Origin of the sequence: Pseudodesulfovibrio sp. S3 (genome assembly GCF_004025585.1) — a bacterium.
Classification (GTDB): Bacteria; Desulfobacterota; Desulfovibrionia; order Desulfovibrionales; family Desulfovibrionaceae; genus Pseudodesulfovibrio.
Genome location: NZ_QTZO01000012.1, coordinates 1 through 23,473, shown reverse-complemented (window position 1 = coordinate 23,473; position 23,473 = coordinate 1). Strand labels below are relative to the sequence as shown.

19 protein-coding genes and 1 pseudogene are annotated in these 23,473 nt (G+C 59.4%); 13 read left to right on the top strand and 7 right to left on the bottom strand.

The genetic code is table 11. From position 1 onward, the window contains the following. Window positions 1-158 precede the first annotated feature (158 nt). From DWB63_RS12705 to DWB63_RS12695, 3 genes are all read right to left on the bottom strand, one after another. Window positions 159-1,112, bottom strand: a complete 954-nt coding sequence (locus tag DWB63_RS12705; protein ID WP_128329221.1) for an AEC family transporter — start codon at window positions 1,110-1,112, stop codon at window positions 159-161. 195 nt (window positions 1,113-1,307) lie between these two features. Next, on the bottom strand, window positions 1,308-2,051 hold the full coding sequence (locus tag DWB63_RS12700) for an NAD-dependent deacylase (RefSeq protein ID WP_128329220.1): 744 nt from the start codon (window positions 2,049-2,051) through the stop codon (window positions 1,308-1,310). 8 nt (window positions 2,052-2,059) lie between these two features. Beyond that, window positions 2,060-2,512, bottom strand: coding sequence for a hypothetical protein (locus DWB63_RS12695; RefSeq protein WP_128329219.1), 453 nt, complete (start codon window positions 2,510-2,512; stop codon window positions 2,060-2,062). Between the two features lie 300 nt (window positions 2,513-2,812). Here DWB63_RS12695 and DWB63_RS12690 point away from each other — a divergent pair, with 300 nt between their 5' ends. From DWB63_RS12690 to DWB63_RS12670, 5 genes and pseudogenes are all read left to right on the top strand, one after another. Continuing rightward, window positions 2,813-4,018, top strand: a complete 1,206-nt coding sequence (locus DWB63_RS12690; protein WP_128329218.1) for an ammonium transporter — start codon at window positions 2,813-2,815, stop codon at window positions 4,016-4,018. Between the two features lie 12 nt (window positions 4,019-4,030). Continuing rightward, window positions 4,031-4,369 carry a P-II family nitrogen regulator gene (locus DWB63_RS12685; RefSeq protein ID WP_128329217.1) on the top strand — a complete coding sequence of 113 codons (339 nt, stop codon included), beginning with the start codon at window positions 4,031-4,033 and terminating at the stop codon, window positions 4,367-4,369. Between the two features lie 208 nt (window positions 4,370-4,577). Further along, complete coding sequence (glnD, locus tag DWB63_RS12680; RefSeq protein WP_128329216.1) at window positions 4,578-7,181, top strand: [protein-PII] uridylyltransferase; 2,604 nt, start codon at window positions 4,578-4,580, stop codon at window positions 7,179-7,181. A gap of 141 nt (window positions 7,182-7,322) precedes the next feature. Continuing rightward, a pseudogene (locus tag DWB63_RS12675) lies at window positions 7,323-7,883 on the top strand (DsbA family protein); the annotation flags it as partial. Between the two features lie 40 nt (window positions 7,884-7,923). Next, window positions 7,924-8,919, top strand: a complete 996-nt coding sequence (locus DWB63_RS12670; RefSeq protein ID WP_128329214.1) for an asparaginase — start codon at window positions 7,924-7,926, stop codon at window positions 8,917-8,919. A 16-nt stretch (window positions 8,920-8,935) separates the two neighbouring features. Here DWB63_RS12670 and DWB63_RS12665 read toward each other — a convergent pair whose 3' ends face one another. Then, window positions 8,936-10,189, bottom strand: coding sequence for an HD domain-containing phosphohydrolase (locus DWB63_RS12665; protein WP_128329213.1), 1,254 nt, complete (start codon window positions 10,187-10,189; stop codon window positions 8,936-8,938). A 336-nt stretch (window positions 10,190-10,525) separates the two neighbouring features. Between DWB63_RS12665 and DWB63_RS12660 the strand changes: the two genes are divergently transcribed. Next, window positions 10,526-11,107, top strand: coding sequence for a hypothetical protein (locus DWB63_RS12660; protein ID WP_128329212.1), 582 nt, complete (start codon window positions 10,526-10,528; stop codon window positions 11,105-11,107). Window positions 11,108-11,182: 75 nt separating this feature from the next. Here DWB63_RS12660 and DWB63_RS12655 read toward each other — a convergent pair whose 3' ends face one another. The 3 genes from DWB63_RS12655 to DWB63_RS12645 form a co-directional block, all read right to left on the bottom strand. Then, window positions 11,183-12,457 (bottom strand): transcription antitermination factor NusB, encoded by a 1,275-nt coding sequence (locus tag DWB63_RS12655; RefSeq protein WP_128329211.1) that lies wholly within the window; start codon window positions 12,455-12,457, stop codon window positions 11,183-11,185. An 87-nt stretch (window positions 12,458-12,544) separates the two neighbouring features. Beyond that, entirely contained in the window at window positions 12,545-12,703 is a 159-nt protein-coding gene (locus DWB63_RS12650; protein ID WP_128329210.1) for a transport-associated protein, read from the bottom strand. A gap of 18 nt (window positions 12,704-12,721) precedes the next feature. Next, window positions 12,722-14,623, bottom strand: a complete 1,902-nt coding sequence (locus DWB63_RS12645; protein ID WP_128329209.1) for a molybdopterin-dependent oxidoreductase — start codon at window positions 14,621-14,623, stop codon at window positions 12,722-12,724. Between the two features lie 183 nt (window positions 14,624-14,806). Here DWB63_RS12645 and DWB63_RS12640 point away from each other — a divergent pair, with 183 nt between their 5' ends. From DWB63_RS12640 to DWB63_RS12610, 7 genes are all read left to right on the top strand, one after another. After that, window positions 14,807-15,508: a CerR family C-terminal domain-containing protein gene (locus tag DWB63_RS12640; RefSeq protein ID WP_128329208.1), complete on the top strand. Its 702-nt coding sequence runs from the start codon at window positions 14,807-14,809 to the stop codon at window positions 15,506-15,508. Beyond that, entirely contained in the window at window positions 15,495-16,682 is a 1,188-nt protein-coding gene (locus tag DWB63_RS12635) for an acyltransferase family protein (RefSeq protein WP_128329207.1), read from the top strand. The genes DWB63_RS12640 and DWB63_RS12635 overlap by 14 nt, the downstream gene beginning before the upstream one ends. Window positions 16,683-16,867: 185 nt before the next feature. Then, on the top strand, window positions 16,868-18,109 hold the full coding sequence (gene hisS / locus DWB63_RS12630; protein WP_128329206.1) for a histidine--tRNA ligase: 1,242 nt from the start codon (window positions 16,868-16,870) through the stop codon (window positions 18,107-18,109). 56 nt (window positions 18,110-18,165) lie between these two features. Then, the gene (aspS, locus tag DWB63_RS12625) at window positions 18,166-19,983 is read left to right on the top strand and encodes an aspartate--tRNA ligase (protein WP_128329205.1); all 1,818 of its coding nucleotides are present in this window, start codon (window positions 18,166-18,168) and stop codon (window positions 19,981-19,983) included. A gap of 320 nt (window positions 19,984-20,303) precedes the next feature. Beyond that, a complete protein-coding gene (def, locus tag DWB63_RS12620; protein WP_128329204.1) occupies window positions 20,304-20,798 on the top strand; it encodes a peptide deformylase in 495 nt (164 codons plus the stop codon). After that, the gene (gene fmt, locus DWB63_RS12615) at window positions 20,789-21,790 is read left to right on the top strand and encodes a methionyl-tRNA formyltransferase (RefSeq protein WP_128329203.1); all 1,002 of its coding nucleotides are present in this window, start codon (window positions 20,789-20,791) and stop codon (window positions 21,788-21,790) included. The genes def and fmt overlap by 10 nt, the downstream gene beginning before the upstream one ends. Next, window positions 21,781-22,620 carry a DUF116 domain-containing protein gene (locus DWB63_RS12610; RefSeq protein WP_128329202.1) on the top strand — a complete coding sequence of 280 codons (840 nt, stop codon included), beginning with the start codon at window positions 21,781-21,783 and terminating at the stop codon, window positions 22,618-22,620. The genes fmt and DWB63_RS12610 overlap by 10 nt, the downstream gene beginning before the upstream one ends. The last annotated feature ends 853 nt before the right edge of the window (window positions 22,621-23,473 follow it).

Sequence of the window (23,473 nt, the reverse complement as noted above, 5' to 3'; positions counted from 1 at the left end):
TAGTATCTGCTTCGAGTAGAGGCTCCCTAACGGGTGAGGGTCTCCCTGTTTCAAGGACTGGGGATCATGTGAGTTTCCGGCTTTTATCAAGTACATCCATGCCGAGTCATTCTTCCGGCATGGACGGTCAGACTTCGCAAGCGCAGCAGGTGTTCCAGCTACCCCACGGCCCAGAAAACTCCCAGAATTGTCACGCAACTCAGAATGGTTGCCACCAGCAACAAGGCCGAGGCCAGGGAAGCATCTCCGCCGTACCGGCGCAAGAAAACAACTCCCAGCACTGCCGGGGGCATCGCTCCCAACAGGACCAGAACATCCTTCCAGAGTTTTTCAAATCCCATTAAATCGGACACGTAGGACAGCATAAACGGTTTGATCAGGAGTTTTATGGCAACCACAATCGTCAGCATTACCAGGCATTGCCTGAGATTTGGAATTTTGAACATCAGTCCGACGGCAAGAATTGCAAGCGGCGTCAATGCCTGACTCAGTACATGACAGACATCAAAAAGAGGGCGGAGCAAGCCGTTTTCTTCCCCGGGCAATCCCAGTGGCTGCCAGGCCAGGCCCAGAAGCAGCGCAAAAAAGACCGGAGATTTAAAAAAGGCCAGGGAGGCTCCGATGTTCTCCCGGAAAGATACCCCTGAACTGCCGAAGTACGCAGCCAGCATGGGGCCCAAGATGAAAATGGGGTAGCCGACGCCGACTTCTGAGATGAGAACAGCCTCGGTCATGGCTTGCGGGGTGTCGGGATACAGTTGCATTATAATCGCATATCCCAGAAAAGTTGATGACCCGAAGGCAGCACAAAATACTATTGCTCCCTTTTCCGCTCTGGATAAACGAAACGCCGTTCCTGCACCCCAGGCCAGAGCTATGCATAACAGCTCTGCTCCTAACATCACGAATGCAGGACGCATGTATTCCGGGGATATGCTTGCGCTAGCCAGATTGACAAAAACCACTGCAGGGAGACATAATTCCGTGACGATCCGCGCAAGAATTAAGGAATGCTGTTCCTCAAGAACGTTCCGATGCCGTAAGTACAAGGCCAACATGTACACGATGACCAGACTGACAATTGCTTGAGTAAGATTGATAAACATCTCCATACGCAACCCTCATTGAATTCACGGTTAACAGATTCCTTGCCCTGCAATAACGTACTGGTCTTATACTGTGAATAAGAAATAAAGATCCTATACTGTCAACATCAGGCCTTTATTGTTTACAGCTATTATCTCCGACCCCACGCAATATCAGCACCGTGGGGAGGGAGCAACGACGAATCCCGGTTCAGCGGACAGTCAGGCCAACGCCAAGCGGACCAGCTTCGGGGTCATCTCGCCCGCCTTGCCTTGCAGGAAATAGTCGCTGGTGGTGTAGGAGTAATCCGTATCGTGAAGGTTGACCTCGATGATCGTGCCTCCCCGATTCTTGACGATATAGGGAATGCGTCCGGCAGGCATGACCTGACCGCCCGTGCCGATAATCAGGCAGACGTCCGACTGTTCGGCCAGTTCAACGGCAGCAATGTGCACGGCCGTGGGAATACCCTCGCCGAAAAACACGAAATCCGGCTTGAGCAGACCGCTGCAATGCGGGCACAGGGGCGGCAGTTTTTCCAGGGATATGGTCTCGGAGGCAAAGAACTCCCGGCAGTGCATACACTGCATACGCCGGGTGGAGCCATGGTATTCATGGACCACCCCGCTTCCGGCGGCCTGATGCAGGGAGTCGATGTTCTGGGTGATGATCCCGGCCAGCTTGCCCACAGCTTCAAGTTCGGCCAAGGCCGTATGGGCGGGGTTGGGCCTGGCCCGGCCGAGCGTGTCGTAAAAAATCTCTTTCAGCAGAGGCCAGACCTCTTCCGGGTGGCGCTTGAAGTATCCCTTTTCAAACATGTCCGGGTCATACTTTGACCACACGCCGCCCGGCCCGCGAAAGGGTGGAACGCCGGACTCGACGGAGATACCCGCCCCGGTGAAGGCCAGGGCGCACCGGGCATTCTTCAGTGCAAGGGCTGCATTTTCCAGGGCTTGATTGGACATACTCAACCCTAATGCCCGGAAAAGGTAAGATGCAGTTGGCCCTGATCATCCCTGTTCAGGAAGAAGACAGCACCCCATCGGTCGAAGCAGTGCGCTTCCAGATTATCAGGGTATTCGAGAAAGGTCCGATCAATGGTAATCTCGGCGGTAACCGCCTCTCCCTTGATGAAAACCAGGCTCCAGGAGCCAATATCCGTGGCCTGATGTTCGTAATCGCGGCCCATCAGGGTGGTGAAGCCGTGATCCGAGCCGGGCAGAACCACACAGACCGAATCCCAGTCGTAGTATTCCATCAGGGCGTCCAGGGAAAAGGACTCGCCAGTCCCTGCCGGAGCGTTTTGAATCGCCTTGTTAAAACGGTCGCTGACATAGCGATCCGTGTAATCGAAGCTGAAAACCACGGCAAAAGCCAGGGCCAGCCCGACAATAACGACCAACGCGCTCTTGGTTCTCATGTGCATGGTCCAACCTCCCTGGCCGTGCAGCGCCGACTCCCTTCTTTCATAATCTCAACAAGTCCTATCGTTTTGAAGCAATGTGGTCAAATCGGTCACAGGAAAGCGCCCTGCCTTTCCCGTAAGAATGGCACCGCGCCCGGAGCAAACCTACATCATTATCCACATTTTTAACAAATTTCGTAAATTTTACGATTTTTTTGCACTTTTGTTAATCGAAAACAAAACCATTTTGTATAAAACCCCTTATTTTAGCCGTTTTTCATTGGCCCCTCTTTTGCATTAGGGCACCCCGGAGGTATAACGATGAACTACACAGACAACGCTTTCATACTGATCTGTGCGGCCCTGGTCATGTTCATGACCCCCGGCCTGGCACTGTTCTACGGCGGGCTGGTCCGCTCGAAAAACGTTCTCGCGACCATAATGCAGTCTTTCATAATGCTCGGGCTGGTGTCCGTGCTGTGGGCGGTCATAGGATATTCCCTGTCCTTCGGTTCCGACATCAACGGGCTGATCGGCGGGCTGGACTTCGCTTTCCTGAGCGGCGTCGGCCTGGACAACGCCGGGTCGCCTGCCGAAAACCTGCCCCACCTGACCTTCATGATCTTCCAGTGCATGTTCGCGGTCATCACGCCCGCACTGATCACGGGCGCCTTTGCCGAGCGCATGAAGTTTGCAGGATTCATGGTCTTTTCCGCCCTCTGGTTGATCCTGGTCTATGCCCCCATGTGCCACTGGGTCTGGGGCGGCGGCTGGATGGGCGAGATGGGCGCCCTGGACTTTGCCGGCGGCGCGGTCGTACACATGAGCTCCGGGGCCGCGGCCCTGTGCTGCGCCATCCTCATAGGTAAAAGGAAAGGCCACGGCACCAGAGCGTTCATCCCCCACAACCTGCCCATGACCATTCTGGGCGCGGGCATTCTCTGGTTCGGCTGGTTCGGCTTCAATGCCGGTTCCGCCCTGTCCGCTGACGGCGTTGCAGCCAACGCCTTTGTGACCACCCACATGGCTGCGGCCGCTGCGGCCCTGTCCTGGATCATCGCGGAATGGGTGCACGGCGGAAAGGCCACCACCTTGGGCGCAGCCTCGGGCGCTGTGGCCGGTCTGGTCGCCATCACCCCGGCGGCAGGCTTTGTCACCCCCATGTGGGCCATCGTGCTCGGCCTGGGTGCGGGCATCATCTGCTACGGGGGCATCATGCTCAAGAACAGGTTCGGGTATGACGATGCCCTGGACGTGGTCGGCATACATGGCGTGGGCGGCACCTACGGAGCACTGGCCACCGGCGTGCTGGCCACGGTCGGCGCAGAAGGGCTGATCGCGGGCAACCCCCACCAACTCTGGGTCCAATTCGTATCCGTGGTCGCCACCTGGGGATTCTGCTTTGTCATGACCTTCATCCTCTTCAAGGCGGTGGACGCCACCATCGGCCTCAAGGCAACCGGAGAGGAGCAGGACAAGGGCATGGACATTGCCGAACATTCAGAGACCGGATATCAGTGGCAGTAAGGAGACAGTGACATGAAGAAGATAGAAATCATCACCCGGACCTTCAAGCTCGACGAGGTAAAAACCGCCCTGTCGGGCATCGGCGTCAAGGGCATGACCATCAGCGAGGTCAAGGGATGCGGCCGCCAGGGTGGCCACAAGGAAGTGTACAGGGGCGCGGAATATCAGGTGGACTTTGTGCCCAAGATCAAAATCGAGGCCGTGGTCGAAGACGACTTCGCATCCCAGGTAGTGGAAGCCGCCCGCAGCGCAGCCTATACCGGCGAGGTCGGCGACGGCAAGATCTTCGTCTCCACAGTGGACGAAGTGGTCCGTATCCGTACCGGCGAAACCGGCGAAGAAGCCATTTAACCGGCCGGCCATCCCGGACATCTAGAACACCATCGTCCCGGACGATTCCGGGCCGATTCTCCCGGGCCGCACGCGAGGTTTGAGAGTCCCGACGCCTGCCCGGAACCGGCCTGACCCAAGGCCGGCCAGCGGTCGGGGGAATGGAAAGGCCCCCGACCGCCTTTTTTCCCATCTTGTCATGCAACCCTTGACGCCCCAGGTTCATCCCATGCGACCAGACAGCCACCTGCCCGACTCCGCCGTCAAGCTGAAACAGGCCAGGGCTGATCTGTGGAAGCGGGCCAAAGCCGGTTCCGTGGGCGGGTTCGCCTGGGAGTACACCCATCTGGTTGATCGCTACTTCCGGGACCGCATCAGGGAAGCCGGGGCACAAAAATTCGCCTTTGCCCTGGTCGCCGTGGGTGGATATGGTCGAGGAAGACTCTGTCCAGGCTCGGACGTGGACGTACTGGTCCTGTTCAAACAGCGCATCCCCGCAGGGGCCGAACCCTTCATCAAGACCCTGCTCTTCCCGCTCTGGGATCTCGGCCTTGACCTGGGCCACGGCGTGCGCACCATCTCGGACTGCGTCTCGCTGTCCAAAAAGGATTTCCAGGTTCTGGCCTCGCTCATGGACGCCCGCCCCCTGGCCGGAGACGCCGAGGTCTTCGACCTGTTCCAAACCGACTTTGAAGCCAAGGTCCTCAAGAAGACGGGCACTTTTTTTGCCCGGAGCCTGCGCGATCACAACAGGTCACGCGCCCGGCAGTACGGTGACGCCTCCGGCCTGCTCGAACCCGAACTGAAAAACGGACTCGGCGGATTGCGCGACGGCCAGCAGGTGTTCTGGCTGCGACGCGTGCTCGAAACAACGGGCCTGAAACCGGTCTTCCTGCCCGAGGAATTCTCGCGCCTTCGCGATGACCAGGCCTTTCTGAACCGGGTACGCACGGCCCTGCACCTGGCAGCGGGGCGCAAGAACGACCGGCTGTTCTTTGACCTCCAACCGCCCACGGCACGACTCATGGGTTTTGCGGTCAAGGACGCATCCCCCCAGGACACGGGTCGGGCCGTGGAGTTCTTCCTCTCCCGGCTGCACCAGGCCATGACCCGCATCAAGACCATGCGCGAAGCCATGTTCCAGGAGGGCTTTCCCGAAAAGCACCCCGCTCCGCTGCCAAAGCTCTCCATCCGCAACATCGCAGCCTGCCCCGAGGGCCTGTTTTTCAAGAGCCAGTCGGCTGTAACCGCTGGCAACGTACTGGGCGCATTCCTGGAATCCGCCCGCAGCGGGCTGCCCCTGACCTGGGGCGCACGCCGCATCATCCGACGTAATCCCGGCCGGTTCGCAGGCAGGCTCGTGGCCCGTGCAGAGACCCTGTCCATACTGGTGGAAATCTTCATGGCCCCGCACTGCGGCGTGGCCTGCGAGGGGCTGCTCGAAACCCGCCTGCTGCCTGCCCTCTTCCCGGAATTCGGCGACGTGGAACACCTCATCCAGTTCAACGACTACCACGTCCACCCCGTAGGAAGGCATACCCTGGCTACCGTTGCCCTTCTGTCCAGCTTCCTGTCCGACGACTCGGACTGGACAGGCGAACTGGCAGCCCGAATCCCTGACCCAAAGCGGCTGATCCTGGCCGGTTTTTTTCACGACCTGGGCAAGGGCGAACCGAGCCACTCCAAGGCCGGTGCCGATATCGCCCGTGAGGTTCTGACCATCTACGAACGGGAACAACAGGTCATCGACGATGTGGCTTTCCTGGTGGAACACCACCTGCTCCTCCCCAAGGCCGCAACCCGGCGCGACTTGTCGGACGAACGTGTGGCCGCCGAAGTCGCCGGGATTGTGGCCACGCCCGAACGACTGGACATGCTCTACCTTCTGTCCGTGGCCGATTCCATGGCCACCGGCCCGCGCGCCTGGAATTCCTGGACCCGCTCCCTGTTCGGCGAACTCTATTTCAAGGTCCGCAACCTCCTTGAGCACGGTCCCCTGTCAGAGCCGGACGCCGCCAAACACCTGTCCCACGCCAAAAGCGCCGTGTTCATCTCCGCCTCGGATCAGGACTCGGCCCTTGTCAGCGCGGCAGTGCAGGCCATGCCCCATCGTGCCTTTCTGGCCCTCACTCCAACGGCAATCGCCGCACACATCCGTTTGGCAAAACGGCTCAGGGACGGCGTGGCCGAAGACCGCATACGCAAACCCTCCTCCATCGGCGGCAAAGGAGTCAATTTCATCGAAGCCGCACCGGGCAAGGCGGAAAACACCTATGAACTGACCATTGCCGCCATGGACCAACAAGGCCTGTTCGCCACCGTGGCCGGAGCCATCTCCCTGCACGGCCTGAACATCCTGGCCGCCGACATCTTCACTTGGAAAGACGGCACGGTGGTGGATGTCTTCACCGTGAACGAACCACCTGAAAACCTCTATCTCGAAGAGGTCTGGGCCCGCGTCAGCCGTTCCATCGGGTACGCCCTGGTCAACAAACTCGATCTGGCAGCGCGCCTGGAAGAGCGGCGCAACTCGCCGCTGACCAGGGGACGCACCGGCCCCAAGCTCCGCCCGCTGGTGTCCATCGAAAACAAGACAAGCGATTTCTACACCGTGGTCGAAGTGGCCGCCACGGACCGGACCGGGTTTCTCTTTGACATGGCCCGCACCTTGGCCGACCACTCCCTGTCCATCCACCTGGCCAAGATCACCACCATCAAGGGCAGGGCCGCCGACATATTCCACGTCCGCACCCTGGACGGCCAACGGCTGCTCGACACGGAACGGATCAACCTGCTGAAGCAGGCCCTGCTGCAAGCGGCCAAGGCACAGTGAGGCATCTACGGCGCAGACCACGCCCTGAAACGACTTTACTTTTCAAGTGCCATCCTTAGAGTAGAGAAAACGTTACCCAAAGGACGGGCCATGCCGATCAAGCTCACCATATTTTCGGATTTCATCTGACCGTTCTGCTTTGTCGGCAAGGGCATTGTCGACCACTTCAAGAACGAGTTCGACATAGAGGAGACCTGGATTCCCCATGAGATACACCCGGACACCCCACCCCAGGGGCGGATCATGACCGAACTCTTCGATCAAATTGACATCGACCAGGTGACCATGTCCTGCAACCAACGGGGCAAGCCCTACGGCATCCGGTTCAAAGAGATGACCCTGCTCGCCAATTCACGGCTCGCCCTTGAAGCCGCCGAGTTCGCCAGGGACGCCGGAGCCTTCCAGGCCTTTCACGGGCGCATATTCGAGGCGTATTTCACTGACGGCCGGAACATCGGAGACCTGTCGGTCATCCTGGATGAGGCGGTCCGGTGCGGACTGGATACCTACGCGTTGAAAACCGCCCTCGATGAAAGGGTCCATGCAGGCACCGTGGCCGAAGGGTCCATGGCTGCACGGGCGGCCGGTGTCACCGCCATTCCGACCTTCCTCATCCCCGGCCAGCCACCCATCACCGGGGCCGTGCACGAGGAAGTCATCCGCAAGGCCCTGCAACAAGCGGCAAGTGTTATTCCAAGCTGAGTCAACAAACGACCGCAACCAACCGCAACAAGCATGAGACATGACAAAAAAAGCTGAAATAGTAGTATTTTTTACTGGAGGAACCATCGGCATGTCCCCGGTCGAGGGCAGTGACGGCGTGGCTCCCGGCGGCAACTTCGAAGCCCTGCTCAACCAATTCAAACCGTCGGAAGCGGATGTTGCCCTGCGCCCGATCCTGTGGTCGGACAAGCCAAGTCCTCACATGACCCCCAAGGATATGTTCCGGCTGGCCCGCGACGTGGAAACGGCCCTGAAGCAGGAGAACGTCCTCGGCGCGGTGGTGCTGCACGGCACCGACACCCTGGCCGAAACAGCCTACATGTGCGACCTGATCATCGACTCCGACAAGCCCGTCATCCTGACCGGGTCCATGCGCTACTATTCCGAATCCGGGTACGACGGCATCCGCAATCTGGCCAACACCATCCGGGCCTGCCTACTCCCCCTGCCCCCGGGCGTCGGCGCTTGCATCCTCATGACCGACCGCATCTTTGCCGCGCGCGAAGCGGTCAAGGTCAACTCCCTGAACGTGGACGCCTTTGAATCCCGCGAGGCGGGCGTGGTCGGCTACGTTGCCGGAGAGTCCGTGATCCTGGCCAAACGCAACTCCACCCCCTCCCCGCGCCGCAAGATCAGCCCCGAGAACATTGTCCCGGAAGTACCCCTCATCACTGCCTATACCGGCATTGACCGATCACTTCTCGATCATGCAATAAGCATTGGGGCAAAAGGAATTGTCATCGAAGGATTCGGAGCCGGGAATGTCCCCCCGGCCATGGTCGAAGGCATAGAAACCTGTCTGCAGGCACGGGTGCCCGTGGTCTTGACCACCCGCTGTATCGAAGGCGGAGTCTGGCCCATCTATGGATACCCTGGCGGCGGGGCCGACCTGAAATCAAAGGGCGTCATCATGGCTGGGCGGCTCGGCGGTCCCAAGGCCCGGATACGCCTCATGTGCGCCCTTGGCCTGACCTCGGACATCAAGGAGATTCGGGAGATATTTGCAGAAGCCTGATCCGGCGGACCGCCTGCTACTGATCCAGGGACGTGAATTTCTTGAAATCGGACAAGGCCCGGACCTGAACTATGCGCCGAATCGCATCGATACGGTCATGGTTCTCGATGACCAGGCCCACTATGTCCCTATCCAGAAAGCCCTGTTTCGCCATGGATTGGAGCACGGCAATGGCGCTCTCCTTGTTCATCCCGGAGCGATAGGGCCTGTCTTCGGTTATGGCCGTATGCACATCCGCCACCTGCAGTATCCGGCTTCCCAGCGATAGCTGCCCGGCGTTCAAACCGTGCGGATACCCCTTGCCGTTCAGTCTTTCATGGTGCTGGCAGGCCCAGTCCGCCACCTCTCCCAGCCCTGGAAGCGCGCGCAGCACCTTCTCGCAAACCAGAGCGTGGTCTTGCATCCTGGCATATTCCTGTTCATCAAGGGCAGCAGGTTTGTCCAAAAGTGCGACTGGCACGGACAACTTGCCTATATCATGCAGATTCGCGGCAAGGCGCATACACTTCTGCTCTTGCTCGTCCATACAGGCCAGCTTGGCCAGTTGCACGGCCGTCTCGGCGACACCGAGGGAATGGGTGGCCGTATGCCGACTCCTGAAGTCAATGATGTGCGAGAAAAAATGCGAAAATTCGACCAGTTGGTCCGGGGTGATACGCACCTCCAAGAGGTCCTGACCCAACACGTTCTTCACGGGCGTGCTCATGTTCTCCATCAGCGGCCAGAACAACCCGCTTTGAGACAACTCTTCAAAAGCAAACAGGATCTCAGGCGCATACAACTCTGCACCATACCCGGCCACAATGGCCTGAACCTCTTCCCGGGTGTGGCCTTTCCGTTCGGCATTTCGCAAGATATCCACACGGTCGGCCAGGTTGAGGATGTTGGACATGAGCAGTACCTCCCGATCCTCCTCCGACCGAACGGCCTGCAAGTCCTCCCAGTTGGTATGGTGGTACTTGATCATTCGGGAAGGCCTTTCAAGGAAAGGATGGTCTTTGAGGAGTCGATGCCCCACCGCTGCATGTTCCGTAAGGGTGGAATCGAAGGACAGGCCGTCAAGCACTGCATCAAGGGAAAACGCGCCAATATCATGCATCAACCCGGCCAGCAGCAGGTCAAGGATCGAAGGGGAACCAATCCCGAAATGATTGCCCATGACCACCGAAGCCATCCCCACCCTGCGGTGATGGCCGGTGACCGTAGGCGATACATAATCAAGCGCGGTGGAAATACCGCTCACGAGATCGATCAGTGAAACATCTTCCATGATACTCGCACAACTCCAATAGGACGCTCTTCTACGCCGTCATGACTGGCTGCTCCGATGTCGTGTCAGCCTGCAATCATTCCCGAATGTGACAGGGTTAGTCTTTCCGGGCCGCGTGTCAACCTTGGCATTCATTCCGTGGATGGAATCACACCTCGCCCCTTACTGGCAAACGGTGTCAAGCTGCTTTTATATACCAATCGTCCGCTTTTCCCTGACATTCTTTGCCTGTTCAGGCTATCGCGAAAAACCCGTGATACGCTTTTACCGCCCGCGGCCGCGGCTCCGGGCGACCGGGATGCACCCTGCAACTTCAGGCGAAACGAGGTAATGGATATGGCAACAAGTGTGATTGAAATCTGCAACAACGCCCTGCTGGATCTGGGAGAGGACGTCATCATGTCCCTTGGCGACGAGTCCAAGGCAGCCGGGCTGTGCAACCACCGCTGGCCCGCCGTACGCGACGCCGTGCTCCGGGCGCACCCATGGAACTGCGCCATGGCCCAGGCCGAACTGGCCGCCGGAACCACTGCGCCCCTGTGGAAATGGGAGTACAAGTACGTCCTGCCTGCGGACTTCCTGCGCATTATCCGCATAGTAGGACAGGACGGAGAAGAGGTGGAGGACTGGGAGATTCAGTCCGGCATCATTTTGTGCGACGAGGAAGCGCCCCTCTACATCTCCTATGTCCGTCGAGAGACAGACCCAAAAAAGTACGACGCCCTGCTCTCCGAGGCCCTGTCCGCCCGGCTGGCCGCCACCCTGGCCTATCCGCTGTCCGGGTCCACGGCCCTGGCCCAATCATACTGGCAGATGTACCAGGACAAACTCATGGAAGCCCGCGGCGTGGACGCTCGCGAAGGCGTTCCCGAATCCGTCACCCCGGCCAGTTGGATGGGGGCCAAGATGGGACGCTGACCCTCCCCGAAAGACAATGCGGGCCCAGGACTGTTTCGCCCTGGGTCCGCACACAACAGAACAACGACACCGGCGTCAGCCCAGTTTGAGCGACACGGCGTAAAAGAACTCGTTCAACGGAGAATCCGACGGGGTAGTCCATTCCCGCTTGACGGAAACCTCGGGATGCTCCTTGAGAAACCGCCCGATCAGTCCCTGGTTTTCCTCGGGATTGAGGGTACAGGTGATGACCTCGATCCGGCCGCCGGGCTTAACCTGCTCAAAGGCATTTTCCAGGATTTCCGATTGAAGGATGGTCAGATCGGCCAAGTCGGAGGGCTTGCGCTTCCATTTGGTGTCAGGACGTCGCGACAGGACACCCAACCCGGAGCACGGCAGGTCCAGAAGGATGGTTCCGGGTTTGCGGGGCGGGGACGCCGTGGCCGCATTGGCCACGAAAGTCTCCACTCCGGGCAGATTGTGTTGCAGTGCGGACAGCCTCCCGCTGTGCGGGTCCGAGGCAAAGACATCGATGCCTTTTTCCAGCAGGATTCGCGTCTTGCCGCCCCGTCCTGCACAGGCGTCCCAGACCGGACCGGGCCAGGATTCCGGTCCCAGCGCCTCCACGGCCTGGCGGGCTGCAAAGGACTGGCGGGCCATGGGCGGGTCCGGCTCCCCTTCGAAAACCGTACCGGCAGGCAGCGCAAAACTCATGCCCTCAATGTCGATGACCTCGGGCCAACCCGCGATCTCGGCGTACAGCTCATCCGCTTCCGGGTGGCCGAAAAGGTTGAAGCCGAGCGCAGGCGGCTTGATCTGTGCCTCCAGATATCTGGTGGCAACCTCCTGGCCGTATTCGCGCCACCACATGTCCACCAGCCACTGCGGGCAGGAGTACCATCGGGTCAGGAACTCGGGCAGGGAGGCATCCTTGCGGAAGTAATCGGGATCAAAAGCGATATCGCCCAATTCGGACACGCGCCGGAGCACGGCATTGAACAGGCCGGCCATGCGTGCGCCGGGCTTGGATTTGGAAAACTCCACGGCCCAGTCCACGGAGGCATAGGCCGGAATCTTGTCGAGAAACAGGATTTCGTAAGTCGCCAGGCCCATGGCAAGGCGCATCTTGGGACCGAGTTTTCCGGGGTCCTTGAGGAATCGGGAAAGAATGTATTCGAGCCGCCCCTTGAGCCGGAGGTAGCCATACGACAACTCCGTGGCCAGGCCTACATCGCGGGGATCGCCAACGCCAGCGCTCAGGGCCTTATCAAGCGCGGCCTGAATATCCTGCTTTTCCATAAGACAACGGAAAAGGGCTTCAAGAGCCACCCGTCTCGCCGGAGGAAGCGGCTTTAGTGAATGATCATGCATGCGCAAAAGGTATCCCCGTCCGAAGATATTAGCAAGGAGCCAGACGCCATCAAACCGGGAGCACGACCATCCCCCAACAATGCGTACCTATTCGAATATCTTCTTGGCGGCCTTGCCGGCGTCCTCAGCCGCCTGGTCGAGCTGTTTGCCCGCCTTTTCCATGGGGCCTTCCTCGCTGCACCCAATGACCGAAACAAGGGTTAAGATAAGGCACGCCGCCAGCAGTATTCTTTTCCAGGATTCCATTCTTTCTCCTTGGGTCAGCTATCTGTTTTCCAAACGGCAGGTCTGGCTGTAGTAGGCCGTGCCGTCGCCCATGTCCGTAACCATGGGTTTGATGATGACATTGGCGCTGTGGCCGTACTTCATCCACCCGCCCCGGCGGATGATCACGGCCCGTGGATGCAGGTCTTCCAGAGTTTCCACCCGCACCTGCATGGCCCCCTGTTCCGTGACCAGGTAGGCATCCATGGCAGGATTGAGAGCGGCCCAGGCCGGGTTCTTCTTGGACACCCATACTGTGGGTATACCCCGCTGGTCCAGCTCTGCGATCTGCGAATGCAGGGATTCACCACGCACCAGGGTCAAAAGCTGGAGAGGGTAATCCGGGTCGCGCTCCGGCTCGGGGTGCAGCTCCTCGGGGAACCGGTACAGCCCGTCCGGATGCCCGAACTCCATTTTCTCAAAAGCCACCTGTGGATAATGCACCCTGACGAACCCGTTTTCCATGAGCTCGCCATAGGAAATATTGGCTGGTTTGAGTCCTTCGCGAATACAGGTCTCGGCATCCGGCAGGACAAGCGGCTTTTCGAGACGGGAACCCAACTCGGAAAGGATGTCGAAATCGGAACGGGCCTGACCGCGCGGCTCCACGGCAGGGGCACAATGGTTGACGCAGTTGTGCACGAACGAACCGAGCACGTCCCGCCGCTCGAACATGAAGGCGGGCGGCAGGATGACATCGGCCTGCATGGCCGTGTCGGTCATGAACCCCTCCACAACCACCACAAAGGGCGCGGCCAGGGCATCGACCACGGCCAGACAGTCCGGCACCTGGTTGACCACGTTGTGGCCGTCTATCCAGACGAACTCCACGGCCGGGTCCGCCTTTCGAATCTCCATGCCGATATTCTGGATGAGCAATTCCCGCCGCTGGCCGGGCTTGACCCCGCCCTTGACCAGATGGGCCCAGGTGCCCAGGTTGCGGTTCGAGGAAATATTGAAATAGGCCCCGCCGCCCTTGACCCCGACATTGCCGGAGATCATGGCTAGGGCGTTGATGAACCGGACGTTCTCACCGCCGAAAAGGTGACGCTGCAACCCCCAGCCCAGAACCGTGGCCACGTTGCCCGTGTCCGCGTACCAGTCGTAGACCATCTCCGCATCGGTCACCCGGACCTCGCATGCGGCGCACAACTCCTTGAAATTCAGGCCGTCGACAAGACCTCGCAGAATGGGCCAATTGGCAGTACGATTGAGCACCCAGGGATTGAGAGCGCCGGATTCCAGATAGAGCTTGAGCACGGCTGCGGCCAGGAACCGGTCAGTGCCGGGCCGGATCTGGACGTTGACGTCAGAGAACTCAGGCGTGCCGTCGCCGCCGGGCGAGATGGTCAGCACCTCGGCACCCTGCTTGCGCGCCTTCTGGATGAGCGCCAACTGATGGATGGAACAGCGGGTCATGTCCCGGCCCCAGTTGACCACCCGGTCGGCATTGAGGATATCTTCGGGAGCATTGTGATTGAGCACGCCGAAGTCGCGGACGCAGGCCGTTATGCCGGTGTCGTCGCAGACCGCGCCGTAGGTGGTGGCGGCGCCGAGCTTCTCGAAAAAGATGGAACTGGCCTTGCCCAGGATTCCCCTGTAGCCGTGGCCATGGATATGCAGGATGGACTCGGGCACGGCACGGGCCGCATCCAGCCTGGAGGCGACCAGCCCCATGGCCTCATCCCAGGACACCGGCTCGAACCCGGAACCGCGTTTGACGAGCGGTTCGACAATGCGATCCTCGGCATCCAGCCGCTCGAAATAGCGGCTCCCCTTCTTGCAGCAGAACCCCTTGGTGAACGGATGCTTCGGGTTGCCCTTGACGGACCTCCTCTCCGCGTCGACCACCAACGAACAGGCGTCGCCGCAATCCATGGTACAGGCCGTGATAGTGGTCATGTTTTGCTCCTTCACCGGCAAGAGTGGAGAATTTGTCTGTCCAGGTCAAATCCAAATTATTGATACTCCCCCTTGACAAGAACCACAGATTAATGCGATTGCATTAATCGATCGCATTATACACCTGCATTGTTATTTGGCGGGCAACCGGCTATCCTTGACGGGCAACCAGGAGGAACGACCATGGGTATGCCGGACAATCCGACCACCAAAGACAAGATATTCTTCGCGGCAGTGCGGCTTTTTTCCCGGGACGGATACGACCAGGCAACGGTCCGGGATATCTGCCGCGAAGCCGGCACGGCCAATGCCACGGCAGTGAACTACTATTTCGGCTCCAAGGCAAAGCTCTACAAAGCCATTCTGGACATGGTTTTCGCAGAGAACCTGCGGCGCAGGACAGAACAGGAAAAAGCGCAGCCTTCAAACGGGCTTTCCCCGAAGGCAAAACTGCGACGGTTCCTGACCATCATGGTGGAGGTGGGATTCAGCGACCACCCTGTGGCCAAGGACATCACCACCATCGTCCTCAGGGAGATGATGTCGCCGTCACAGCACCTTGACGACCTCGTGGAACAGTTCACCCGTCCGGACAACGAGGAACTGTCAGGCATCATCCGGGAGATCCTCGGGGAGGACGCCCCGGACTTCCTGATCCGGGACAGCCTGGCCAGCGTGGGCGGCCAGATATTCTACTACCTGGCCTTTTGGCCGGTGTTCAGCCGGGTCTACCCGGAGCATCCCGGCATCAGCAAATACCAGGAGCCGCTGATCGACCACATCATGCGCTTCTCCATGGCGGGATTGACTGCCACCAGGGATGCGCTGGAAAAGGGGGAAATACCACCCCTCTTAACCGCAAGGGGGAACAATGACACCGCCTAGAAACCATTCCTTCGACAACCTCCGGGCCCTCATGGTCCTGTGTATCGTCCTGCTCCACGCGGCCTGCGCATACGCCGCGATCATCCCGTGGTGGCACGCCCGGGATGCGCAGGCTCCGGTCTTCGACATTCTGATTCTGCTCATCGACACCTTCGCCCTCCCCGTACTCTTCTTCGTGGCTGGCGTATTTGCCACGCCCTCCCTGGACCGAAACGGCACTGCCGGATTCCTCAAGGCCAAATCCCAACGACTGGGCATCCCCCTGCTGGCCCTGCCCATTATCTACCTGCCGACCATGGTCTACCTGGGCTACCTGCATAGAACCGAGACCCCTCTCACGTTCTTCAGATACTGGATGCACTGGATATCCACTTTCACGGACTGGGGATTCGTGGTCATCGCCGACATGCAGCAGGGTGCACACTATGCGGACGCAGTTTCCCCCCACCACCTGTGGTTCCTTTCCCTGTTGCTCCTCTTTTTCCTCGCCTATGCGGGCTGCCGCAGGCTGTTCCGATTTCGTCCCAACTTCCACAGTCTGAAACCCCTCATCCTGCTTGCCATCATGATTCCGGCCCTGGGATTCGCCGCCATCAACCTGCTGGTCCCGGACTGGGCCTGGGCCAGATTCGGCCCATTCCTGCTCTTCCAACCCACCCGACTGCCCCTCTATGCAGGTATATTCGTATTCGGGGTCCTGGCCCGTCCCCACGTGGATTCGCCACGGCCTTTCCCCGGCACCACATGGCTCTGGCTCCTTCTGTTCCTTTCGGCGCAGGCGGCCATGCTGGCCCTGGTTCCCACGTTCATGACCACTCCCTCTAGCCCGCTCGGGTACGCCGCGATCCATGGGCTGCTCCGAGCCGTAATGGCAGTCTCCGCCACAGCACTGGCCGTGAACCTGACCCGCCGCTTCCTGGCCGGACCGTCCCCTTGGCGGGAATCCTTGAGCAAGGCTTCCTACACCATCTATATATGGCACATGCCGCTGGTGGTCTACGCGCAGGCCGTCCTCCTGCACATGCCGCTGCCCCTCTGGGTGAAGGCAGCCACCGCATTTACCGTGCCTGTGACCATCTGCTGGGGCATCAGTCAGGCTGAAGGAACCAGAAGCCGTCTGCTCCAACTCGGACTGGCTTCTGCCTGTTTTTTCGGCTTCCTGATATTCATCTGACACCACTCCATCCTACAGAAACCGTCCTGGCTGCGCCTCCGTGAACTTCGGAGGCGCTGTGCCATTTGACATATTCGTCATTTCCCCAGCACAATACGCCACTCTCTTTTTGACAATCCAACGCGTATGGTCTAACCAGATTCGGTTCCAGCCACATGACAATCATTAAGGATATTGAACACGATATGGCCAAAATACAAAAGATCAAAGGATTCGTGGACCTTTTCCCGGAAGAGGCCGCCAAGTTCACGCACATGGAAAACAACGCCCGCGAGGTGTTTTCCCGATACGGTTTCGGCGAACTGCGCACGCCCATTCTCGAGAAGACCGAACTTTTCCAGAAATCCATCGGCGAAGACACGGACGTGGTGGGCAAGGAGATGTTCACCTTCCCGGACCGCAAGGACCGCTCCCTTACCATGCGTCCCGAGGCCACGGCAGGTGTGGTCCGCGCCTTCATCGAGTCCAAGATTCATCAGCCGGGTGCCATCTCGAAATTTTTCACCTTTGGCCCCATGTTCCGCTACGAACGTCCGCAAAAAGGCCGCCAGCGTCAGTTCCACCAGATCAATGCGGAGATTTTCGGTGCGCCCGAGGCCCAGGCCGATGCCGAGCTGATCCTCATGCTCAAGACGTTCCTCAACCGGATAGGCCTGACCAAACTGACCATCGAACTGAATTCGCTGGGCTGCCACGAATGCCGCCCGACCTACAAGCAGGCCCTCATCGACTTCTACAAGTCCAAGGACAAGAACGCGTTCTGCGAGGACTGCCAGCGCCGCATGGAGACCAATCCCCTGCGCGTGCTCGACTGCAAGGTGCCCGCCTGCAAGGAACTGGTGGCGGACGCCCCGGCCATCACCGACCATCTTTGCGGCGAATGCGAGACCCATTTCTCGGACGTGAAATCCATCCTGACCGGCGCGGGCGTGGCCTATGAGCTGAACACCCGGCTGGTGCGCGGCCTGGACTACTATGTGCGCACCTGTTTCGAGGTGGCCAGCTACGACATCGGCTCCCAGACCGCGGTGGCGGGCGGCGGCAGGTACGACGGCTTGATCAAGACCCTCGGCGGCCCGGACTGTTCGGCCACGGGATTTGCCTGCGGCATGGAGCGCCTCGCCCTGCTGTTGGATCAGCTCGAAGCCGCAAAACCGGATTTCTACCTGGCCGTGGTGGATCAGGACGCGGCCAACGAGGCCATGCTTTTTGCCCAGGCCCTGCGCGACAAGGGACTTTCGGGCGAAGTCAGCTTCTGCGGCGGGTCCATGAAATCCCGCATGAGATCGGCCAACAAATCCGGCGCCCGAACCTGCCTGATCATGGGCGGAGAGGAACTGGCGAACAAGACCATCACCGTCAAGGACATGGTCGGCGACATGGAACAGGAAACCCTGGACCGCGCCCTGTACCTGGCGAGTCTGTAAACACGACTAAAACGGTCCGGACACCCTGGACCGACATCATTTGAGACGGAGAGACAATGTCTGAGCAAGAGAGAGATTACGACGAATACCGCGTCATCGAGGACCTGGGCGGCTGGCGCAGAACGCACCACAACAACGAATTGACCGCCGCCAACATGGACGAGATGGTCTGCCTCATGGGCTGGGTCCAGTTCCGACGCGACCACGGCGGGCTGATTTTCCTCGACCTTCGCGACCGCGAAGGATTGACCCAGGTGGTCTTCAATCCCGAGGACAACGCCGAAGTGCACGAGCGCGCCCACGCCATCCGCCCCGAATACGTGGTGGCGGTCAAGGGCAAGGTCCGCCCGCGCCCCGAAGGCATGTCCAACCCGAACATGGTCACCGGCGAAGTGGAGATCGAAGTCACCGAGTACAAGCTGCTCAACACCTCCGAAACCCCGCCGTTCCCCATTGAGGACCGGGTGGAAGTATCTGAGAACCTGCGGCTCAAATACCGCTTCCTGGACCTGCGCCGCCCCGCGCTGGCCCGAAATTTCATCCTCCGCAACAAGGCCGCCCAAAGCGTGCGCCGCTACCTGGACGCCCTGGGATTCCTCGAAATCGAGACCCCGGTACTGACCAAGTCCACACCCGAAGGCGCCCGCGACTTCCTGGTGCCCAGCCGTGTCAACCAGGGCCAATTCTACGCCCTGCCCCAGTCCCCGCAGCTGTTCAAGCAGATGCTCATGGTCTCGGGCATGGACCGCTATTTCCAGATCGTCAAATGCTTCCGCGACGAGGATCTGCGCGCCGACCGCCAGCCAGAATTCACCCAGATCGACATTGAGATGTCCTTCCCCGACGAAGCGCTCATCCAGGACATGGCCGAGGGCATGGTCAGGACGCTCTTCAAGGAAACCATCAACGTGGACCTGCCCGCCGTTCCCCGCATGACGTTCAACGATGCCATGCGCGACTACGGTGTGGACAAGCCGGACCTGCGCTTCGAGCTCAAGCACATCGACATCACCGACGTGTTCAAAAACTCCGGCTTCAAGGTCTTTGCCTCCTCCGAACTGGTCAAGGTCATGGTCGTGCCCGGCGGCGGAGAGCTGTCCCGCAAGGAAATCGACGAGTACACCAAATTCGTCGAAATCTACGGCTCCAAGGGCCTTGCCTGGATCAAGGTCAAAGAGGACGGAGAGTGGCAGTCGCCCATCGTCAAATTCTTCTCCGAAGAGGAGATCAACACCCTGCGTGAGCGCTCCGGCTGCAAACCCGGCGACATCCTCTTCTTCCAGGCCGGACCGGCCGACGTGGCCAATGCCGCCCTCGGTAACCTGCGCTGCGAACTGGCCAAGCGTTTCGGCCTGATCAAGGAAGGCGACTTTAAAGCCGTCTGGATCACGGATTTCCCGCTGCTCGAATACGATGCCGACGAAAAGCGGTTCGTGGCCCGGCACCATCCCTTCACCTCGGCCCGGCCCGAGCAGATGGAAGTGCTGAAAAACGACCCCGGCCAAGCCATTGCCCGCGCCTACGATCTGGTCATCAACGGCTATGAGGTGGGCGGCGGCTCCATCCGCATCCACACCCAGGAGCAGCAGGTGGCCATGTTCTCCGCGCTCGGCATCGACCACGACGAGGCCCGAGAAAAGTTCGGCTTCCTCATGGACGCACTCAAGTACGGCGCACCGCCCCACGGCGGCATCGCCTTTGGCCTGGACCGGCTGATCATGATCCTGACCGGCTCCAAGTCCATCCGCGATGTCATCGCCTTCCCCAAGACCCAGAAGGCCACCTGCCTCATGACCGAAGCCCCGTCCGAAGTGCCGAGCAAACAGCTCCGCGAACTGGGCATCCGGTTGCGCGAGAAGAAGAAAGAAGATTAGGAGAAAGATGCGAGAGGGGAACTTTTGAAAAAGTTTCCCTCTCGCGCTCTCCCTTCAAAACTTTTTATAGCTCACTCCGTTCGAAGCCATGCGGAATCAACAGGCGCACCGCTCAATGGCAAAAACCTTTGGTGAAGATGGCGAGTCGTGCAAACACTCGCCTTTTGAATTTTAGAACTTATTAATATACACAAGACCTGTCACTTAACGTCGCACCCATCTTTTCGAGGCCGTATACCGGCTCTGCGACGCGACAAAAAGTTTTGGAGATTCCCAAAAACCTTTTTCAAAAGGTTCTTGGGCCGCCGGAGGCAAGAAAAATGAAACTGGAAATATGTACCTGGCCCGATGAGGTTTTGGCGGCCAAGGCCGAAACGATCACCGAGGTCACCCCTGAGCTCAAGGAGCTCATCGAGAACATGATCGAGACCATGTACGAGTCCGACGGGGTGGGTCTGGCCGCACCCCAGGTGGGCGAGTCCATCCGACTGATCTGCGTGGACCAGACCGGCCCGAAGATCAGGGGCGACCTGCGGGTGTTCATCAACCCGGAGATCGTGGAATGTGACGGTGAGGTGGAGTCTGAAGAAGGCTGCCTGAGTTGCCCGGAGCTGAACGTCAAGGTCCAGCGCAAGGAACGGGTCAAAGTCAAGGCCCTGGACCGCGACGGCAAGGACGTCTGCGTGGATACGGACGGTTTTTTGGCCATCATCCTGCAGCACGAGATCGACCACCTGAACGGCATCACCCTGGCCGACCGGACCGGCCGCCTGAAAAAGGCCATATATAGAAAAAAGGCGCTCAGATGGAAGTAAAGGCCACCAGCACAAACACTCCCGAGGCCTGGGGCGCAGTGAAACTGAAACCCCTGCGCACCGTGTTCATGGGCACCCCTGACTTCGCGGCCGAGGCGCTCAGTATCCTGCTCAAGTTCGATGCCGCCGAACTCGTCGGCATATACACCCAGCCCGACCGCCCGTGCGGACGCGGACAGCAGTGCAAGCCCTCACCCGTCAAGGTGGTGGCCCTGGAAAACGATATCCCGGTATTCCAGCCCGTGAATTTCAAGGACCGGGCGGACATCGACCAACTGGCCCGACTCAAGCCGGACGTGCTGGTGGTGGCGGCCTACGGCCTGATCCTGCCGCAGAGCGTGCTCGATATCCCCGTCCTGCACCCGCTGAACATCCACGCCTCCCTGCTGCCCCAATGGCGCGGTGCGGCCCCGATCCAGCGGGCCATCGAGAACGGCGACGTGGTCACCGGCATTTCCATCATGAAGATGGAAGCGGGCCTGGACACCGGTCCGGTCATGGTGCAGCGCGCCCTGCGCATCGGCCACAACGACCACGCGGGCACCATCCACGACGAACTGGCCAAGCTCGGCGGCATCTGCATCTGCGAGGCCCTGGCCCGGCTGCAAACAGGGGCTTACGACCTCAAACCGCAAGACAATACGATCGCCACCTACGCAAAAAAACTGGAAAAAAAAGAAGGCGGGATCGACTGGAACCGCCCCGCCAAGGCCATCCACAACCAGATACGAGCCATGTATCCCTGGCCCGGCGCGTTTTTCGACTGGACCAATCCGGAAGGCAAGACCATCCGATTGAACGTCTCCCCCGGCATGGTCTCGGAGGAGTCGGCCCCCAAGGTCGCTCCCGGCACCATCCTCGGCGAGATGGACGGCCACCTCGGCATCGTCACCGCCGACAAGATATACCTGACCCCGGAAGTAAAGCCCCAGGGGAAAAAAGCCATGGATGCCACGGCTTTCAGCTGCGGATACATGAAGGAATGCAAGTAGGAAGTGCCTTGGAACAGCCCAGGTCCATACGCACAGCGCGCAAACGCCTCTTTGTCGGCCTGATCAGCTTTTCATGCCTGATCATCTGCCTGTTCCTGGCCCTGCTATGGGTGGTCCCGTTCATTGGGCTGGACACCATCCACCCGGCGGCAAAATGGGTGCTGGGCGGCGTGATCCTCATCCTGATAGGGTTCGTCTGCGTTGCCTATTGGGGCCTTTTCCTGAATATCATCACCAAGAAGCCACTGCCCGGAGCCAAGCGTTTCCGGGGCCTGACCATCAAGCTCTTCCTGCCGCTCATGGTCCTGCTCGGTCGCGTGCTCGGCATCGATAAGCAGCACATCAAACTTTCCTTCATCACAGTCAATAACGAACTGGTTCTGGCCGAAGCCGGACGGTATGCGCCCAAGGACATCCTGCTGCTCATGCCGCACTGTCTGCAAAATTCCAAATGCGACCGGCGCCTTACCTATGACATCAACAACTGCAAGCGGTGCGGCAAATGCCCCATGGCCGGACTGCTCGACCTGCACGACAGGTACGGCGTCAATCTGGCCATAGCCACGGGCGGCACCATCGCCCGCCGCATCGTGGTCCAGCTCAGGCCCCGGCTGATCATCGCCGTGGCCTGTTACCGCGACCTTTCCAGCGGCATCCAGGACACCTATCCCCTGCCTGTTTACGGGGTACTCAACCAGCGGCCCAATGGTCCCTGTCTTGATACCACCGTGAATCTCGGCGAGGTGGAGACGATGCTGCATCGGTTCATCGACACGGACAAGGCCAGGGACGGACGGACCATCTCCACAGGAGAGGCTGCGCAGGCCTGACCCTTTTTTTCCCTTTCTCTTCATATGTTGTGTGCGCATTCGCGGTGGTGATGAGTCGTTCTCTATACCGAGTGTTGTTGTTTGTTAGGTTCGTAGCGCATTCGCGGTGAGGCTTAGGCTCGTTTTCCCTACGAAGTGTTTCGCTTTTACAGCGACTTCTTTTTGTCCGAATCGACAAAAATGAAGCAAAAAACGCTTTTCTGCGCTGTGAGCCTGGCCCCGAAGCCAAGAGCCTGTAGGCGGCTTTCGCTGCCCGAAACGATTGTCCACCCAGTGGACTCAATCGGGCTGCGCTTCGCCGCCCAAGACAGGCTCTAGGCTTCGGGGCCAATTGTTCGGCGTTGTAAGGGTGGTGGGGGTGGTTTGTTGAATTTGTTGAAGGGAGGGTGTGCGCGCATTCGCGGTGGTGATGAGCGCGTATTCCCTTCAGGGTGGGGTTGGTTGTTTTGTTCGTAGCGCATTCGCGGTGAGGGTTAGGCTCTATATCCTTTTGAAGTGTTGCGCTCTTACAGCGCCCTACTTTTGTTCAAGGCGACAAAAGTAGGCAAAAACGCCTTTTTTGGGCTGTAATCCTGGAATCGGGACCAAGAGCCTGTAGCGCGGCTCCACTGCCCGGGAAAAAAAGTTCGTGAACGAACGCTTTCCGGGCCACGCTCCGCCGCGCACAACAGGCTCTAAGCCCCGCTTCCAATTGCCCCTCGCTGTAAGATGCTTCAAAAACGACGTGGCGAGTTCGGAAAAAAAGCGGATTGCCTTTCGCATCCAGTGGAGCGCCTTGGATGCCAACGGCATCCAACAGCGGCTCTCGTCCCCGCCCCCCTCCCGCACAAGCCTCCCCCTACGACAGCAAGCC